12 protein-coding genes, 3 tRNA genes and 3 rRNA genes are annotated in these 17,256 nt (G+C 54.2%); 11 read left to right on the top strand and 7 right to left on the bottom strand.

Annotation, left to right across the window (positions count from 1 at the left end):
- Nucleotides 1-20: 20 nt before the first annotated feature.
- From clpX to GKZ67_RS12100, 5 genes are all read right to left on the bottom strand, one after another.
- A complete protein-coding gene (gene clpX, locus GKZ67_RS12115) occupies nt 21-1,244 on the bottom strand; it encodes an ATP-dependent Clp protease ATP-binding subunit ClpX (protein WP_173242620.1) in 1,224 nt (407 codons plus the stop codon).
- Between the two features lie 273 nt (nt 1,245-1,517).
- Nucleotides 1,518-2,225, bottom strand: coding sequence for a ClpP family protease (locus GKZ67_RS12110; RefSeq protein ID WP_151089247.1), 708 nt, complete (start codon nt 2,223-2,225; stop codon nt 1,518-1,520).
- Nucleotides 2,226-2,377: 152 nt separating this feature from the next.
- Nucleotides 2,378-2,989 carry a hypothetical protein gene (locus GKZ67_RS23560; RefSeq protein ID WP_254244784.1) on the bottom strand — a complete coding sequence of 204 codons (612 nt, stop codon included), beginning with the start codon at nt 2,987-2,989 and terminating at the stop codon, nt 2,378-2,380.
- Between the two features lie 44 nt (nt 2,990-3,033).
- Nucleotides 3,034-3,711 carry a trigger factor family protein gene (locus GKZ67_RS23555; protein ID WP_254244783.1) on the bottom strand — a complete coding sequence of 226 codons (678 nt, stop codon included), beginning with the start codon at nt 3,709-3,711 and terminating at the stop codon, nt 3,034-3,036.
- A gap of 142 nt (nt 3,712-3,853) precedes the next feature.
- Nucleotides 3,854-3,935 (bottom strand) — tRNA-Leu (locus tag GKZ67_RS12100).
- Nucleotides 3,936-4,066: 131 nt separating this feature from the next.
- Here GKZ67_RS12100 and GKZ67_RS12095 point away from each other — a divergent pair.
- From GKZ67_RS12095 to GKZ67_RS12075, 5 genes are all read left to right on the top strand, one after another.
- Entirely contained in the window at nt 4,067-6,271 is a 2,205-nt protein-coding gene (locus tag GKZ67_RS12095) for a RelA/SpoT family protein (protein ID WP_173242617.1), read from the top strand.
- A complete protein-coding gene (locus tag GKZ67_RS12090) occupies nt 6,271-6,606 on the top strand; it encodes a CHY zinc finger protein (protein ID WP_173242615.1) in 336 nt (111 codons plus the stop codon). The genes GKZ67_RS12095 and GKZ67_RS12090 overlap by 1 nt, the downstream gene beginning before the upstream one ends.
- A 203-nt stretch (nt 6,607-6,809) precedes the next feature.
- Nucleotides 6,810-7,262: a Fur family transcriptional regulator gene (locus GKZ67_RS12085; RefSeq protein ID WP_173246745.1), complete on the top strand. Its 453-nt coding sequence runs from the start codon at nt 6,810-6,812 to the stop codon at nt 7,260-7,262.
- A 71-nt stretch (nt 7,263-7,333) separates the two neighbouring features.
- Nucleotides 7,334-7,684, top strand: coding sequence for an STAS domain-containing protein (locus GKZ67_RS12080; RefSeq protein ID WP_173242613.1), 351 nt, complete (start codon nt 7,334-7,336; stop codon nt 7,682-7,684).
- A gap of 129 nt (nt 7,685-7,813) precedes the next feature.
- Nucleotides 7,814-9,082, top strand: coding sequence for an adenylosuccinate synthase (locus GKZ67_RS12075; RefSeq protein WP_173242611.1), 1,269 nt, complete (start codon nt 7,814-7,816; stop codon nt 9,080-9,082).
- Here GKZ67_RS12075 and GKZ67_RS12070 read toward each other — a convergent pair.
- Nucleotides 9,071-9,793 carry a YARHG domain-containing protein gene (locus tag GKZ67_RS12070; protein WP_173242609.1) on the bottom strand — a complete coding sequence of 241 codons (723 nt, stop codon included), beginning with the start codon at nt 9,791-9,793 and terminating at the stop codon, nt 9,071-9,073. The two genes, GKZ67_RS12075 and GKZ67_RS12070, sit on opposite strands and share 12 nt — an antisense overlap.
- Nucleotides 9,794-9,937: 144 nt before the next feature.
- Here GKZ67_RS12070 and GKZ67_RS12065 point away from each other — a divergent pair, with 144 nt between their 5' ends.
- The 6 genes from GKZ67_RS12065 (at nt 9,938) to rrf (ending at nt 15,622) form a co-directional block, all read left to right on the top strand.
- Complete coding sequence (locus GKZ67_RS12065) at nt 9,938-10,348, top strand: hypothetical protein (RefSeq protein WP_173242607.1); 411 nt, start codon at nt 9,938-9,940, stop codon at nt 10,346-10,348.
- 144 nt (nt 10,349-10,492) lie between these two features.
- Nucleotides 10,493-12,008: ribosomal RNA gene (locus GKZ67_RS12060) — 16S ribosomal RNA — on the top strand.
- A 125-nt stretch (nt 12,009-12,133) separates the two neighbouring features.
- A tRNA-Ile gene (locus GKZ67_RS12055) sits at nt 12,134-12,207 on the top strand.
- A 37-nt stretch (nt 12,208-12,244) separates the two neighbouring features.
- A tRNA-Ala gene (locus GKZ67_RS12050) sits at nt 12,245-12,317 on the top strand.
- Between the two features lie 197 nt (nt 12,318-12,514).
- Nucleotides 12,515-15,426 (top strand): 23S ribosomal RNA (locus GKZ67_RS12045).
- An 84-nt stretch (nt 15,427-15,510) separates the two neighbouring features.
- A 5S ribosomal RNA gene (rrf, locus tag GKZ67_RS12040) occupies nt 15,511-15,622 on the top strand.
- The 16S, 23S and 5S rRNA genes sit together here with 2 tRNA genes alongside, the layout of an rRNA operon.
- 534 nt (nt 15,623-16,156) lie before the next feature.
- Here rrf and GKZ67_RS12035 read toward each other — a convergent pair.
- Entirely contained in the window at nt 16,157-17,179 is a 1,023-nt protein-coding gene (locus GKZ67_RS12035; protein ID WP_254245250.1) for a sulfite exporter TauE/SafE family protein, read from the bottom strand.
- Between the last annotated feature and the right edge of the window lie 77 nt (nt 17,180-17,256).

The raw sequence follows: 17,256 nt of genomic DNA, 5'->3' as shown, positions 1-17,256 counted from the left end.
TCTCAAGCTATTGCCGGCGCTTAGGCTGCGCGCATCAGCTGCAGCGGCGACTTCTCAAACTTGCTGCGGGCGTAGCTCTCGGTAATGGTAAACTCGCCTACTTCCGTCTGCGAAGGCATCTCAAACATGGCGTCCGTCATGATGCTCTCGCAGATGGAGCGCAAACCGCGCGCGCCCAGGCGGTACTCATCGGCCTTCTCCACAATGTATTCGAGGGCCTCCTCGGTAAAGTCGAGCTGAATATTCTCCATGTTGAATAAGCGCTTGTACTGGCGCACGAGCGAGTTCTTGGGCTCGGTCAGAATCAGGCGTAGCGTAGCCTTGTCCAGCGGGTTGAGGTGCGTGAGCACCGGCAGGCGACCAATCAATTCTGGAATGAGACCAAAGCTCTTGATATCCTGGGCCGACACGTAGCGCAGAAAGTTCTGGGTATCCACTTTCTCGTCGAGGTTGGTCTTCGAGAAGCCCATCGGCTTGGTATTCAGGCGGCTCTTAATAATGCGGTCGATGCCCGAGAACGCGCCGCCGCACATAAACAGAATATTTTCGGTATTCACCGAAATCATCTTCTGGTCGGGATGCTTGCGCCCGCCCTGCGGCGGCACGTTGATGTGCGTGCCTTCGAGCAGCTTGAGCAGGGCTTGCTGTACGCCCTCGCCGCTCACGTCGCGCGTGATGCTGGGGTTGTCGCTCTTGCGGGCAATCTTGTCAATCTCGTCGATGTACACGATGCCGCGCTCAGCGGCTTCGAGGTTGTAGTCGGCCGCTTGCAGCAGGCGCGTCAGGATGCTTTCCACATCTTCGCCCACGTAGCCGGCCTCGGTCAGCACCGTGGCATCGGCAATGCAGAAGGGTACTTGCAGAATCTTGGCCAGCATGCGGGCCAGAAAAGTTTTGCCCGTGCCGGTTTCGCCCACCATAATAATATTCGATTTCTCGATTACTACTTCGTCGTGCTGCGGCTTCTGCATCAGGCGCTTGTAGTGGTTGTACACTGCCACGCTCATCACGCGCTTGGCCTCGTCCTGGCCCACCACGTACTGGTCGAGGTGGGTTTTAATCTCACGGGGCTTAATGAGATTAAACTTCGGCTGGCGTGCTTCGGCCTGCAGCTTGGTTTCTTCGCTCAGAATGTGCTGGGCCTGCGCCACGCACTTCTCGCAGATGTGGGCATTAATACCCGAAATCATCACCGCGACATCGCGCTTGGGCTTGTTACAAAAGGAGCAGGCTATTTCCGGCATCGGGAGCGTTCAAATAAAAAAAGTTTTCAGCAGAAAACGGCTACAAAGATAAGTTGGCCGCTCAGCATTGCGCCCGGCCGACCCAAGGAAACCAGCCGGGCGTAGCAGTTGCAAAGCGCGAAGGCCAGGCGAAAGTTTCGCCCCAGTATCAGCGCTTTGCCCAGTCTCTATAAAATCAAAAAGCCCCGGCTAGCCAGCCGGAGCTTTTTGTTAAGACCTGAATGTCATCCACAAAATCCGCGAAATCCGTTAAAATTCGCGCTAATCAGTGGTCTAGGCGGGCTTTTTTTCCAGCACCTCGTCAATCAGGCCGTATTCCTTTGCCTCGTCGGCGCGCATCCAGTAGTCACGGTCCGAGTTGTCGTGAATCTCCTGATAGGTCTTGCCGGTGTGTTTTGCCAGAATGTCATACAGCTCCTTCTTGAGCTTCAGAATCTCGCGGGCCGTAATCTCAATGTCCGACGACTGGCCTTGCGCGCCGCCGCTGGGCTGGTGAATCATCACCCGCGAGTGCGGCAGGGCCGAGCGCTTATCCTTGGCGCCACCGGCCAGAAGCACCGCGCCCATCGAAGCCGCGAGGCCCGTGCAAATAGTAGCCACGTCGGGGTTTACGTACTGCATGGTATCATATATGCCCAAACCTGCATATACCGAGCCGCCGGGCGAGTTGATATACAGCAGGATGTCTTTCTTCGAGTCGGCCGACTCCAGAAACAGCATCTGCGCGGTCAGAATATTGGCGATATAATCATCTACGGCCGTGCCCAAAAACACGATACGGTCCATGATAAGGCGCGAAAACACGTCGATTTCCCGGAAGTTCTGGGGGCGCTCTTCAATCACCGAGCGGGTCATGTTGCTGGGCAGTACCAGCCCGCCGCGCACCTGGCCTTCTACGTTGTTGATATACTGGTCTACGGTCAGGCCGTTGAGCCCCTGGCCCTTCACGGCAAATTTGCGAAACTCTTGTTTATTCAGCATGAGTGGTTAAGTAGGGGGTAAGCTACCGCTTGCCCATATGCAAAATCAAAAGACGGGCAGGGACTCCAAATGTTGTAAACGTACACGATACACAACAAAAAAGCCCTTACGCGGGGCGTAAAGGCTTTTTTATTTGCAAGCAGTCCGAAGGGCTAGCCCTCGTTCTGGTTGCGGAATTCTTCGGCCGTTACGGGCTCATCCGTAACAACAACTTTGCCACGCAGGGCTTCTACTACTTTCTCTGCCAGAATGGCCTCGTACTCCTGCACGTAGTTTTTGCCGTTCTCCTGCTTGAGGTAGTTATCAGCAAAGCCTACCATGCCCTGACGCATCTCGTCGGTCAGCGGCATGCCGCCGCCAAACTGCCCCAGAATCTTGTCGAGCACGCGGTTACGAATTTCATCGGTGCCTACTTTCAGGCCCATATCCTCCACTACTTTATTGCGGATGAGGCTCCACTTCAGCTCCCGCTCGTAGTCGCTGAAGTGCTGCTCCACGGTAGCCGCGTCGAGCTTGCCTTCGTTGGCCCGCACCAGCCATTTCTTAAAGAACTCGGTAGGAATCTGAATGGTAGTATTGTCAATCATCGCGTCGATAAGCCGGCGATTCACCAGGTTGTCCGACTCGCGGTTGTAGTTCTCTTGGATGGTTTCGCGGATTTTCGCCTCGTACTCTTCTTGCGAGGAAACGGCCTCCGGGCCAAATACTTTGTCAAACAGCTCCTGATTTACCTCGGGCGTTGCCGTGCGGTTGATTTTCTCCACGGCCAGCTCGTAGTCGCCTGTTGCGCCGGCCGCTTCCTCGCGGCTCAGGCCCGAGAAGCTGCGGATAGCCCCGCGTCGCCACCAAAGGCGTCGCTCAGGTCAAAGGTGAGTGTATCCCCAGCCTTGACGCCTATAAAGCGCTCCTGGCCATTTTTTACCTTGTTGATAGGCAATAGCACCGACTGGCCTTCGCCCTCCGCGCCGGCTTTTTTCAGCTTGCCAAACAGGTAGTCATCTGCCTCCGACGTCTCGGGATTGGTGGTTTCGCCAAACTGGCGGCTAATCTGCTCGTGGGTCTCGGCCAGCGTCGCGTCGTCGAGGCTGATAGCTGGGCGCTTCAGCTCTACCTTGTTTTCGGCGGGCAGCTCGAAGTCGGGCAGCAGGCCCAGCTCAAACTGGAAGTCGAACGAGGTAGCCGTGTCAAAATCAACATCGGTGGGCAGCGGCAGCGGCTCGCCCAGAATTTTTACGTTGTTCTCTTTGAGGTAATTATCAACGCTACGGCCCAGCAAGCGGTTGATTTCATCGGCCAGAATGCCTTTGCCGTACATCTTACGAACCAGGCCGGCGGGCACCTTGCCGGGGCGGAAGCCCTTGAACTGTGCCTTCTTAGTGGTCTCCTTAATCTGCTTTTCGACGGCGTCGCTGTAGTCAGCCTCGTCGAGATGAACGTTCAGCAGCCCGGTTAGCTGCTCCTCATTGCGGTCAAGCGTAATATTCAAAACAGTAGGAGCAAGCTGGTGCTTGCCAGTCGGAAAGGTTAAAAAATAAATGTGATAAACATGATGAATGGGCTGAATGTGAAAATGTTAACAATTCATTTTCGCATTTTCCACTTTCAGCATATCTACCACATTTTCGTCGTGCGGATGGAGGGACTCGAACCCACACACCTTACGGAACCAGAGCCTAAATCTGGCGCGTCTACCAATTTCGCCACATCCGCAGTTGGGCTTCCCGCTGCCGTTCGTAGCGGGGCCGCAAAGGTACTACTTATTCGGTAGCTTCGCAAAAGTCCGGCTAGAATAAGTACGCAGCTGTCACCTTTCCCTTCCTACGCTTGTTATTTGTGGTACCATGCCACCCGTAATTGACCTCGAAGCCGAACGCCAGGAAATCCTGCGCCATTATCGCCGCCTGCTGCGCACGGCCAAGCCGTATCTGCACGATGGTGATACTAAGCTGATTAAGAAGGCGTTCAACCAAAGCCTGGAGGCGCATAAGGATATGCGCCGTAAATCGGGCGAGCCCTATATTCTGCACCCGCTGGCCGTGGCCCAAATTGCCGTGGAAGAAATCGGCCTCGGTACTACCAGCATCGTGGCGGCGCTGCTGCACGATGTGGTAGAGGATACGCCTACCGAAATTTCGGATATCGAGCGCGACTTCGGCCACAAAACGGCGCGTATTATCGATGGCCTGACCAAAATTTCGGGTGTCTTTGAGTACGGCACCAGCGAGCAGGCCGAAAATTTTCGCAAGATGCTGCTCACGCTCAGCGAAGATGTGCGCGTGATTCTCATTAAGCTCGCCGACCGCCTGCACAACATGCGCACGCTCGACTCGATGCCGCGCCACAAGCAGCTCAAAATAGCCAGCGAAACCATCTACCTCTACGCGCCGCTGGCGCACCGGCTGGGCCTCTATGCCATTAAAACGGAGCTGGAAGACCTGCACCTCAAATACACCGATACGGAGGTGTATAACGAGCTGAAGGGCAAGGTAAAGCAAAGCCAAAGCGCTCGTAATCGCTTTATCAAGGAGTTTGTGCAGCCCATTGATGAAGAGCTTAAGGCGCAGGGCTTTCACTACGAGATAAAGGGCCGCCCCAAGAGTATCTACTCCATTCTTAAGAAGATGCGCAAGCAAAACGTCACCTTTGAGGAGGTGTACGACCTGTTTGCCATTCGCGTCATTCTCGATGTGCCGCCCGAGCAGGAAAAGGCCGCCTGCTGGCAGGTTTACTCTATCGTAACAGATTTCTATCAGCCCAACCCCGACCGCCTCCGCGACTGGGTGAGCACGCCCAAGGCCAACGGCTACGAGAGCCTGCACACCACCGTCATGTCGCACCCCGGCCAGTGGGTAGAGGTACAGATACGCTCGCGGCGCATGGACGACATCGCCGAAAAAGGCTACGCCGCCCACTGGAAATACAAGGACACCGGCAGCCTGCAACCCGAATCGACGCTCGAAGCGTGGGTAAACCGCGTGCGCGAAATGCTGGAAACCAATAACTCCAGCGCCCTGGAGTTCATGGACGAGTTTCGCCAGAATCTGTTCGTGAAGGAAGTCTATACCTTCACGCCCAAAGGCAAGCTGGTTATTTTACCCGATAAGGCTACGGCCCTCGACTTTGCGTTCGATATTCATACGCATATCGGGCTGCATTGCCTCGGGGCTAAAGTCAACCAGAAGCTGGAGCCTTTCAGCTACCAGCTGCGCAACGGCGACCAGGTCGAAATCCTGACCTCGCACAAGCAGCGCCCCACGCCCGAATGGCTCAACTACGTTATTACCAGTAAGGCAAAGTCGAAGATAAAGGAGTTCCTGCGCGACGATAAGCGCGCCAAAGCCGACGATGGGAAGTTTATTCTGGAAAAGCGGCTGGAGCTCATTGGCGTTGAAAACACCCCCGAAAACTTTCAGCGCCTACTGGTTTATTTCAACGTCGCCAATGCGCAGGACTTTTATTATCGCCTGGCCGTAGGGCAGCTCGATGGCCGCGAAATCCGCGACTCTTTATTCAAGACCACTACTGCCGCCCGGGTCGGGTCGGTGCTGGAGCGCAAGACCTTTGACCACGAGGTGCAGAAAATAAGGGGCGTGCGCGCCGATATGCTGGTAGTGGGCGAGCGTACCGATAAGTTTAACCACAGCCTGGCGCGCTGCTGCAATCCTATCCCCGGCGATGATGTATTTGGCTTCGAAACCGAAACCGGCCTTATCATCCATCGCACTACCTGCCCCCGTGCCGTCGATTTGATGTCGAACTACGGCAACCGTATCGTGCGCGCCAAGTGGACCGACCAGCTGGAACTGGCGTTTCTGGCCGGTATCCGCATCAAGGGTTCCGACCGGGTGGGCCTCGTCAACGATGTCACGCGTATCATTTCTACCAGCCTCAAGGTGAATATGCGCTCAATTACTGTCGATTCTGACGATGGCTTCTTTGAAGGCCAGATTATGGTATTCGTCAACGATACCGACCATCTCAACAAGCTCATTCACCGGCTTTCCAAAGTAAATGGCGTGTTGCAGGTCGAACGATTCGAGTCGTGATGAAACATAGTAAAAATAATATATTATACCTGGGCGTGGGGGTCAATGAGCGCACCCAATGCGCCCACTATCACTCGGAGCGCGATATCATCGCCATAAAGCATAAGTGCTGCGATACCTTCTACGCCTGCATCAGCTGCCACAATGAGCTGGCTGGCCACGCGCCGGCGGTGTGGGGCAAAGATGAGCGCCAGACTCCCGCTGTTTTATGCGGCAACTGCGGCATTACGCTGTCCATCGCCGATTATCTGGCCTGCAACAACACCTGTCCAGCCTGCCAGGCGGCCTTCAACCCAGGCTGCGCCAATCATTACCCGCTTTATTTTGAAGTCTGAAAACCAGACGCTACCCTATTTAGCTTATCAACTTACCATTCAGCTGTTCTTATCCCGTGAATTCTTCTAAAGGTTCTTCTTTTGCCAGCCACTCTCCGGCCAGTGCCGCACTGGAGCAGGAGGTTGGCGGCTCGTCCGATGCGGGATATGCGGCCCGCCACACGCCCAGCGCCGCCAGCGAGGCAGTCCTCAATACCAGCCGCCTGGAGGAAGTTAAAAAAATATTTACCGCGCACCTCGAAAATAAAGGCCTGCGTAAAACGGCGGAACGCTATGCTATATTAGAAGAAATATATGTACGCTCAGGGCACTTCGATGTCGAAGAGCTTTATGCCGGTATGAAGGAGCGCAACCTGCAAGTAAGCCGCGCTACGGTGTATAATACCCTCGATTTGCTCGTAGAGCAGGGCCTGGTGAGCAAGCACCAGTTTGGCCGCAACCTGGCGCAATACGAAAAAAGCTATGGCTACCGGCAGCACGACCACGTTATTTGCACCGAGTGCCACAAGGTGGTAGAGTTCTGCGACCCGCGTATTCACGGCATTCAAACGATGGTTGGCGACCTGCTCAACTTTCATATTCTGCATCACTCCCTAAATTTGTACGGCATCTGCGGCGATTGCCGCGCCAAAGCCGCCGCCACACAACCCAGTTAAGCTTCTTACCTGCCTTCACCAGCTGTTTTGCCTGTCTGAAGTAGGAGAGAAGCCGACGCAGCGCTAACCGAATGACCACCACCAGCACCCTAACCGACGGTATTCTGTATATCACGCTTACCGGCGACCTCATTGGCAGCCCCGATACCCAGCAACTCCTGCACAGTGTCAATGAGCACCTCGGCGACGCTGTAACCAATTGCGCGGTCGATTTATCGGCAATTCGCTATATTAACAGTACGGGCATCGGAGTCCTTGTTTCACTGCTTACCAAGTTCCGGAGTCGCGGCGGCGAACTGGTCCTTATCAATCCGGCCGACCATCCTAAGAAGATGCTGGCGCTTACCAAGCTCAACAACATCTTCACCGTGACTGCCGACCAGGCCGCTGCCCGCCAGCAACTAGCCCCAGCCGCCTCTTAGGCGGCTGTTTTTTTGCCATAAATTTCAAAATGCTATACCATGCGCTGCAAATAGCCCGGCTCTTCCCTCACTTGTAAGGTACGGAGCTGGAGTAGAGCTGTATTAGGAGCGCGATAAACCAAAATCAAGATGCCAGTAGACGTGTTAGTAGGCCTCCAGTGGGGCGACGAAGGAAAAGGAAAAATAGTGGACGTGCTAGCGCCCACTTACGACGCCGTAGCCCGTTTCCAGGGCGGCCCCAATGCCGGCCATACCCTCACCTTCGACGGTATCAAGCACGTCCTGCACCAGGTGCCGAGCGGAATCTTTCACCCCCACATTCTCAATATCGTCGGCAATGGCGTCGTGCTCGACCCCGTCGTATTTCGGGCCGAACTGCAAAAGCTGACGGATAGGGGAGTAGACTATAGCCAAAACCTCTACATCTCCAAAAAAGCGCAGCTCATTTTGCCCTCGCACCGCGCCCTCGACCGCATCAGCGAAGAAGCCCGCGGCAACACCAAAATCGGCAGCACCCTTAAAGGCATCGGCCCCACCTACTCCGACAAAATCGGCCGCGTGGGCCTGCGCGTCAGCCACATTCTGCTCCCCGATTTTCAGGAGCGCTACCACGAAGCCGTGGCCCACCACGCCAGCATTGCTGCGCACTATAACAAGGAGTTGGAAATCGGTGAGTTCGAAGCCGAGTTCTTCTCTGCAGTCGAGTTCCTGCGCAAGCTCCAGCTCATCGACACCGAGTTTCTTCTAAACGACCTGCTCAACCAAGGCAAGCGCATCCTGGCCGAAGGTGCCCAGGGCTCCTTGCTGGATATCGACTTCGGCACCTATCCTTATGTCACCAGCAGCAGCACCATCGCCGCTGGGGCCTGTACCGGCCTCGGCATTGCCCCGCGCCACATAGATAAGGTATATGGCATCACCAAAGCCTACTGCACCCGCGTCGGGAGCGGTCCCTTCCCCACCGAGCTAACTGATGAAGTCGGCGAGCAAATCCGCCAGGCCGGCCGCGAGTTCGGCTCCACCACCGGCCGCCCCCGCCGCACCGGCTGGATAGACCTGCCCGCCCTCCGCTACGCCATCATGCTCAACGGCGTCACCGAGCTGCACCTCATGAAAGCCGACGTCCTCGACGGCTTCGCCGAAATCCAGGCCTGCACCCACTACCGCACCCCCACCGGGGAGAGCACGCCTAACCTCCCGGACCCCGGCCAGCTCGAAACCATAACCCCCGAGTACATCACCATCCCCGGCTGGCACACCGACCTCACCCAGGTTACCGACGCTGCCCAGTTCCCCCAGCCCCTCCAGGATTACTTGGCCTTCCTCGAAAAGGAGTTGCAAGTGCCCATCCGCATCGTCAGCGTGGGGCCGGATAGAGTGAGCACGCTATTTCGGTAGCGCTGCCTGAGCTTCTGCCACCTGTAGCGTCACCATATTTTTCTTCTCGATAGGAGTGAGTACCAAGTCAAGAGAAACCTTCTCTACTTGGTACCACTCCTGTTTCTTGAAATACAGTCGCAGTTTTTCATTCTTTGAAAATGCGTACCCATATCGGGCAAACACCTCATTCCGCATAAGCGCAAGCTCCTCCTTGCTATACTGACTAAGCTCCGTCGGCTTTAACACCTGATAAGAAGTCTGCGGGTATTTGCCAGAATAATAATCAGTAATCTGTCCGTAACGCTCACCTAATTCTGCTTGTCGTTTAACCGCCGAACCACTCCACGACTTCTTAACCCTAAGGCCGTAAGCCTTTTTCCCTTCGTCTAGGAAGGTTACAAACTCCCCCTCTGTTTCTTTTGAGTAAAACGTGTTCCCGACGATTTTAACGTAAGTAAGTATTCGATAAGACTTTTCCCATCTTTCTGGATTCTTTGCCCATCCTCCCGAACGAATTTGTGCAGTCACCATCCCATTATTAACTACCAGCGCAAAGTCCGATTCCCATTCGGATTCCCCAAAATGGTAAACACCTTCATAAGCTTTGGGCGTCGAAGTAATCCATTTTGTGAAAGCTGACGCTGGCATAGCATCCATGCCAAATATTGTTTGCGCATAAGAGCCTAAGGTAAAGAAGCATAAGCTTAAGCAGAGCAACGGGAGGCGCATAGAATACTGCTGAGTAGTAAAACTGAGTAAAAATATGACACCAAATAACAAGTGAATTTTTCTCCCCCAAACCCAGCCACTTACAACCCTCGCTCACCTTATTTCGTAAACCACCGCTTGCCCACCCAAAAAGTCCTCCTACCTTTGCAGTCCCAAACGGCAAAAGGCCCACTGGAAAATCTGGAAAAACGCAAGTCCCCAGAAAAGGCAAAGCCAAAAAGGCAAAGCCCACGGAACTCCCCGGCTGGCTGGCGTGTCTTACTCGCCGTGCCCCACCACAAGATTTGGAAAAAGAAATTTTTCAAACCTCTTGCAAAGCCGGAAAAGCTCACCGTACCTTTGCACCCCGCTTCAACCGGAAGCAATTTAGACGAAAAAAGAAGAAAAGAAAAACTTAAAAATTTTTCGCTCCGAATTTGGAAAGTCGAAAAATTTAGCTACCTTTGCACTCCCAATCACAAACAGGGCGCTGCAAACAGCCAAAACGGGCTAGTAAATAGCCCACCATGTTGCCTCAAATGGAAGCAACAATCGTTCTTTGAATGTTGGAAATAGACAAAACGTGAGGAGTCACGCTAGTAAGCTCTAAGCCTACTAACATGACGAAACCAAACGACACGAATTAAAAACGTCAAACAAAAAGAGCGAGGCAAGCATCTCGACATCGTTCCTACTACGGTAGTGAATTTGGAATATTTTACAATGGAGAGTTTGATCCTGGCTCAGGATGAACGCTAGCGGCAGGCCTAATACATGCAAGTCGAACGGGGTGTAGCAATACATCTAGTGGCGCACGGGTGCGTAACACGTAACTAACCTACCCAGCACTGGGGGATAGCCCGCCGAAAGGCGGATTAATACCGCATAAGATAATAGTCCGGCATCGGGCAGTTATTAAAGATTTATTGGTGTTGGATGGGGTTGCGGGTCATTAGCTAGTTGGTTGGGTAACGGCTGACCAAGGCGACGATGACTAGGGGAGCTGAGAGGCTGGTCCCCCACACGGGCACTGAGATACGGGCCCGACTCCTACGGGAGGCAGCAGTAGGGAATATTGGGCAATGGGCGAGAGCCTGACCCAGCCATGCCGCGTGCAGGACGAAGGCTTTCTGAGTCGTAAACTGCTTTTGACAGGGAAGAATAAGCACTACGTGTAGTGTGATGACGGTACCTGCAGAATAAGCACCGGCTAACTCCGTGCCAGCAGCCGCGGTAATACGGAGGGTGCGAGCGTTGTCCGGATTTATTGGGTTTAAAGGGTGCGTAGGCGGCTCTTTAAGTCCGGGGTGAAAGCCCGTTGCTTAACAACGGAACTGCCCTGGATACTGGAGAGCTTGAGTACAGACGAGGTTGGCGGAATGGACCGAGTAGCGGTGAAATGCATAGATACGGTCCAGAACCCCGATTGCGAAGGCAGCTGACTAGGCTGTTACTGACGCTGAGGCACGACAGCGTGGGGAGCGAACAGGATTAGATACCCTGGTAGTCCACGCCGTAAACGATGGATACTCGCTGCGGGCTAAAGATTGTCCGTGGCTTAGGGAAACCGATAAGTATCCCACCTGGGGAGTACGCCGGCAACGGTGAAACTCAAAGGAATTGACGGGGGCCCGCACAAGTGGTGGAGCATGTGGTTTAATTCGATGATACGCGAGGAACCTTACCTAGGCTAGAATGCGCGTGACCGGCTCAGAGATGAGCCTTTCCTTCGGGACACAAAGCAAGGTGCTGCATGGCCGTCGTCAGCTCGTGCCGTGAGGTGTTGGGTTAAGTCCCGCAACGAGCGCAACCCCTATGGTTAGTTGCCAGCACGTAATGGTGGGGACTCTAGCCAGACTGCCTGCGCAAGCAGTGAGGAAGGCGGGGACGACGTCAGGTCATCATGGCCCTTACGCCTAGGGCGACACACGTGCTACAATGGACGGTACAGCGGGTAGCTACTGGGCGACCAGATGCCAATCTCGAAAAGCCGTTCTCAGTTCGGATCGGAGTCTGCAACTCGACTCCGTGAAGCTGGAATCACTAGTAATCGCGCATCAGCCATGGCGCGGTGAATACGTTCCCGGGCCTTGTACACACCGCCCGTCAAGCCATGAAAGTCTGGTAGACCTGAAGCTGGTGCTCCGCAACGAAGCCAGTTAGGGTAGAACAGGTAATTAGGGCTAAGTCGTAACAAGGTAGCCGTACCGGAAGGTGCGGCTGGATCACCTCCTTTCTGGAGCTGCCTTGCTCTTTGGCTTAATATACTTCGGGTCAATTGGCCCCACATTTTGTCTATTTCTTTCATTCAACGATTTTATCGGATTCTGCATTGACCTCGTAAGAGGACAGGGCGAACCCGGGCTTGTAGCTCAGGTGGTTAGAGCGCTACACTGATAATGTAGAGGTCCCTGGTTCGAGTCCAGGCAGGCCCACTGGCAGCAGCGGGATTCTGCTTGCAGGCCAACTTCTGGGGATTAGCTCAGCTGGCTAGAGCACCTGCCTTGCACGCAGGGGGTCAACGGTTCGACTCCGTTATCCTCCACTAACTACACTTTTTAATTGAGAAAGTGCATTAAGATTCAGGTTTAGCATGAAGTAATTCAGCTATTCCATCTTTATCATCAAGTGGATGATAAACGTTCTTTGACGTAAGGGAAAACAAGAGAGAGAAGTAAAAAGCGGGGGTAGGTATTTTAGGATACCTACTCAACTTGGCTCAAGCGATTGAGCAAGTCGCAAGCGAGAAGTAAGCAAGAGCACACGGGGGATGCCTAGGGTCTCAGAGGCGAAGAAGGACGCGATAAGCTGCGATAAGCCGGGGGAGGGGCACATACCCGTTATATCCCCGGATGTCCGAATGGGGCAACCCCACTGGTTGAAGACCAGTGACTCTTCTTTTAGGAGAAGAGGGCAAACGTTGGGAACTGAAACATCTCAGTACCGACAGGAACAGAAAATAACAATGATTCCCCAAGTAGTGGCGAGCGAACGGGGAGGAGCCCAAACTAGGGCGGTTACGGCCGCTCTGGGGTTGTAGGACTGCAAGATCTGATTGAATCGAGTTAGCTGAAGTGTGTGGGAAAACACGCCAGAGACGGTGAGAGCCCGGTAAGCGACAATTCTGATTCACGGTAGCAGGATCCTGAGTAGGGCGGGGCCGGAGAAACCCCGTCTGAATCCAGCGGCACCATCCGCTAAGGCTACATACTCCTGAGACACCGATAGTGAACCAGTACCGTGAGGGAAAGGTGAAAAGAACCGCGGATAGCGGAGTGAAAAGAACCTGAAACCGTGTGCTTACAAGCAGTTAGAGGACTTTTGTAGTCTGATAGCGTGCCTTTTGCATAATGAGCCTACGAGTTACTCCTCCCTGGCAAGGTTAAGCGCTTAAAGGCGCGCAGCCGCAGCGAAAGCGAGTCTGAATAGGGCGCGTAGTCAGGGGGGTAGACGCGAAACCTAGTGAGCTACCCTTGAGCAGGATGAAGGAGCGGTAACACGCTGTGGAGGTCCGAACCAGTTTCCGTTGAAAAGGATTTGGATGACTTGAGGGTAGGGGTGAAAGGCCAATCAAACTAGGAAATAGCTCGTACTCCCCGAAATGTATTGAGGTACAGCGTCGTGGTTAGGTTACAGGCAGGTAGAGCTACCAATAGGACTAGGGGGTGTCAGAGCCTACCGAATCCTGATGAACTCCGAATGGCCTGTAATTCATACACGGCAGTGAGGCCTGGGGTGCTAAGGTCCCCGGCCGAGAGGGAAAGAACCCAGACCCGCCGCTAAGGTCCCTAAGTTCTAGCTAAGTTGAACAAAGGAGGTCCAGTTGCTTTGACAGCCAGGAGGTTGGCTTGGAAGCAGCCATTCCTTTAAAGAGTGCGTAACAGCTCACTGGTCGAGCGACCGGGCATCGATAATACGCGGGCATCAAGCTAGGCACCGAAGCGCGGGATTTGACATGTATGTGTCAAGTGGTAGGGGAGCATTCTGGTTGCGGAGAAGCCGTCCTGTCAGGGCATGGTGGAGCGTCCAGAAAAGCACATGTAGGCATGAGTAACGATAAAATAGGTGCGAAACCTATTCGCCGATAGACTAAGGTTTCCAATTCAACGCTAATCGGAATTGGGTTAGGCGGGACCTAAGGGAGAGCCGAGAGGTGTACCCGATGGCAAGCCAGTTGATATTCTGGCCCCGGAACAGAAAGTGATGCAGGGACGCAGGAATGAACGTACCGCGAGCGGACGGAAGTGCTCGTTAAAGCCCGTACCTAGTAGGATGGTAGTTAAGTACGCCAACCTAGGGGAAAGGTGATAGTACCACACGGCCTTCGGGCCACGTGGATAGTGTACCTAAGGACTGCCAAGAAAAGCTGCTAAACGTTGTATTCTGTTTCGGCCCGTACCGCAAACCGACACAGGTAGTCAAGGAGAGTATCCTGAGGCGCTCGAGTGAATCACGGCCAAGGAACTCGGCAAAATGGTCCTGTAACTTCGGGAGAAGGGACGCTTCCTCTAGTGATAGAGAAGCCGCAGTGAAAAGACCCAAGCGACTGTTTAACAAAAACACATGGCTTTGCTAACGCGTAAGCGGACGTATAAGGCCTGACACCTGCCCGGTGCTGGAAGGTTAAGAGGGGAGCTTAGTCGCAAGGCGAAGGCTTGAATCGAAGCCCCAGTAAACGGCGGCCGTAACTATAACGGTCCTAAGGTAGCGAAATTCCTTGTCGGGTAAGTTCCGACCTGCACGAATGGTGTAACGATTTGGGTGCTGTCTCAGCCGTGAGCTCGGTGAAATTGTAGTCTCGGTGAAGATGCCGAGTACCCGCCACGGGACGGAAAGACCCCGTGCACCTTTACTATAGGTTGCCATTGGTGATGGGTTCAGTATGTGTAGCATAGGCGGGAGGCGTCGAAGCAGGGCCGCTAGGTCTTGTGGAGCCAACGTTGAAATACCGCCCTTACTGTGCCTGTTGCCTAACTCTGAGTCTTCAGAGAACAGTGGCTGCTGGGTAGTTTGACTGGGGTGGTCGCCTCCAAAAGAGTATCGGAGGCTTTCAAAGGTCCGCTCAGTACGCTTGGTAACCGTACGTAGAGCGCAATAGTAGAAGCGGGCTTGACTGTGAGACTGACTAGTCGAGCAGGGTCGAAAGACGGATATAGTGATCCGGTGGTTCCGCATGGAAGGGCCATCGCTCAAAGGATAAAAGGTACGCCGGGGATAACAGGCTGATCTCCCCAAGAGCTCATATCGACGGGGAGGTTTGGCACCTCGATGTCGGCTCGTCACGTCCTGGGGCTGGAGAAGGTCCCAAGGGTTCGGCTGTTCGCCGATTAAAGTGGCACGCGAGCTGGGTTCAGAACGTCGTGAGACAGTTCGGTCCCTATCTGTGGTGGGCGTTGGATGATTGAGAGGACCTGACTTTAGTACGAGAGGACCGAGTTGGACCAGCCGCTGGTGCGCCGGTTGTCCCGCCAGGGGCAGCGCCGGGTAGCTACGCTGGGAGCAGATAAGCGCTGAAAGCATCTAAGTGCGAAACTCACCTCCAGATGAGTCATCCCAAAGAAAGGTTCGTGGTAGACGACCACGTAAATAGGCCGCAGGTGTAAAGTCAGAAATGACACAGCTGAGCGGTACTAAGGAACCGAGGACTTACGCTTGTCCCACACAGTCTTTCTACTTCTTTCTCTTTTCCCTTATGTCAACGGTTTTGTAGCTGTCCTGAACACGACAGCCACGCCAGCAATGGTGGCTTTAGCCCGGGTGTTCACCTCTTCCCATTCCGAACAGAGTCGTTAAGCCCCGGTGCGCCTATGGTACTGCCTTCACCGGTGGGAGAGTCGGTCGCCGCCAACTTTACAACAAAAGCCCTGCTCCTTGCGCTTTCATCAGCGACCGGAGCAGGGCTTTTGTGCGTCCCGGCCTGCTGTGATACCTGTTATCGGCCCTAATTTCCGTGCCCAAAGTCTGTATGTTGCGGCAGGTTCGTTGGTTTGCAAGGTTATAGAGCCAGCTCAGTATCGAGCGGAGGAAACCGCTATTGCTTTTAAATAGGTTAGGCAGGGTCTGGTGATGACTGAATATTGCGTTTAAGGCAACAGTAGTACTGCTTGTATTAAAACCGCCTATTAATCAATTATAAACGCATACTCCAACGGTTTATTAAACAAAACACCTTAAAAAGGCCTTCCAAAACATCTTAAAAAGGCCTTCCTGATTCAGCCGTAAGCCTCCTACCTATTTTCTCATTGGCTAACAACTGCTTGCCCGCTGCTGAATTGTGCAGTGGCGTATTAACGAAAGGCTATGCTCCCGTGGGAATAGCTGTCTGCAACTCCAAGCAGCTGACTGCTGCTGAGTAGGTTTTTGAAAATGTCTGTTTATTATTATTTAAATAAATAGTTTTCTCAACGACCACAAGCTCCACAAAATAACCATAAGACCTACCCCAATAAACATGAAGCGGGTCGGAACACGGCCGGCCAGGCGGGCGGCGATGGGCGCGGCTGCTACGCCTCCTACGATGAGCCCCAGGATAATCTGCCAGTGCGAGAGTCCCATTAGCGAAAAGAAAGTAAGCGCGCTGGCAAGCGTGACGAAAAACTCGACCAGGCTCACGGTGCCGATGACGTACTGCGGGGTGCGGCCGTTGGCGATAAGTGTGCTGGTGACGAGCGGCCCCCAGCCGCCGCCGCCGAAAGAGTCGAGGAAGCCGCCGGCTCCGGCTAGCCAACCGGCATTTTTGACCTTGCGACGGCCCTGCTGCGGGCGCCGCACGGCCTTGCTGATGATGCGCACGCCGAGCAGCAGCAGGTAAAAGGCGAGTGCAGGCTTAATCCAGGTGCCGTAGCGCTCGCCAAAATGCGTGAGCAGCAGCGCGCCACTGATGGAGCCGGCTACGCCGGGCAGGAGCAATACCCGAAACAGGCGCTTATTAACGTTGCCGAAGCGGTAGTGATGGTAGCCGGATGCTCCGCTGGCAAACATCTCGGCGGTATGAATGCTGGCGCTGACGGCGGCCGGGTGCAGCCCCATACTCATCAGGCTAATGGCTGATACTACGCCGTAGCCCATCCCGAGCAGGCCATCGATAAGCTGTGCCCCGAACCCGACCGCTACGAACGTATAAAAGGTGGTGGAAGACCGCGCCAACGTCAATAGCTGCGGCCAGGTAACATAATAGGAGAGAATATTAAGTAAGATAAATAGGGCGAAAGTCATGAGGGCGCCCGTGGCTACCCGCCGCCAGTAGATGGTAGCGGGCGTTTCATAGGCCGGACCATGGGCCAGCTCGGCCGTGACGGCATGTAAGGATTTAACCTTCTGCGTGAAATCGCCTTGCAGACGACTGCGGATGAGGTTCATCTGCTGGAGCACAGCGGCCAGCTCGCCGGGCAGGGCTTCTTCAAGCACTTCCCGCAAGCGCTTGCCGACGGTAGGCGATTGGCCGTTAGTGGAAATAGCAATTTTGAGGTCGCCCTTTCGGACGA

It is taken from the genome of Hymenobacter sp. BRD67 (assembly GCF_013256425.1).
Taxonomy (GTDB): domain Bacteria; phylum Bacteroidota; class Bacteroidia; order Cytophagales; family Hymenobacteraceae; genus Hymenobacter.
This window is presented reverse-complemented; position numbering and strand designations above follow the sequence as displayed.

What these genes read in the sequence shown, in the direction of transcription:
- clpX (WP_173242620.1), bottom strand. Translation starts at nt 1,244, where the DNA reads ATGCCGGAAATAGCCTGCTCCTTTTGTAACAAGCCCAAGCGCGATGTC.
- GKZ67_RS12110 (WP_151089247.1), bottom strand. Translation starts at nt 2,225, where the DNA reads ATGCTGAATAAACAAGAGTTTCGCAAATTTGCCGTGAAGGGCCAGGGG.
- GKZ67_RS12095 (WP_173242617.1), top strand. Translation starts at nt 4,067, where the DNA reads ATGCCACCCGTAATTGACCTCGAAGCCGAACGCCAGGAAATCCTGCGC.
- GKZ67_RS12090 (WP_173242615.1), top strand. Translation starts at nt 6,271, where the DNA reads ATGAAACATAGTAAAAATAATATATTATACCTGGGCGTGGGGGTCAAT.
- GKZ67_RS12080 (WP_173242613.1), top strand. Translation starts at nt 7,334, where the DNA reads ATGACCACCACCAGCACCCTAACCGACGGTATTCTGTATATCACGCTT.
- GKZ67_RS12075 (WP_173242611.1), top strand. Translation starts at nt 7,814, where the DNA reads ATGCCAGTAGACGTGTTAGTAGGCCTCCAGTGGGGCGACGAAGGAAAA.
- GKZ67_RS12070 (WP_173242609.1), bottom strand. Translation starts at nt 9,793, where the DNA reads ATGCGCCTCCCGTTGCTCTGCTTAAGCTTATGCTTCTTTACCTTAGGC.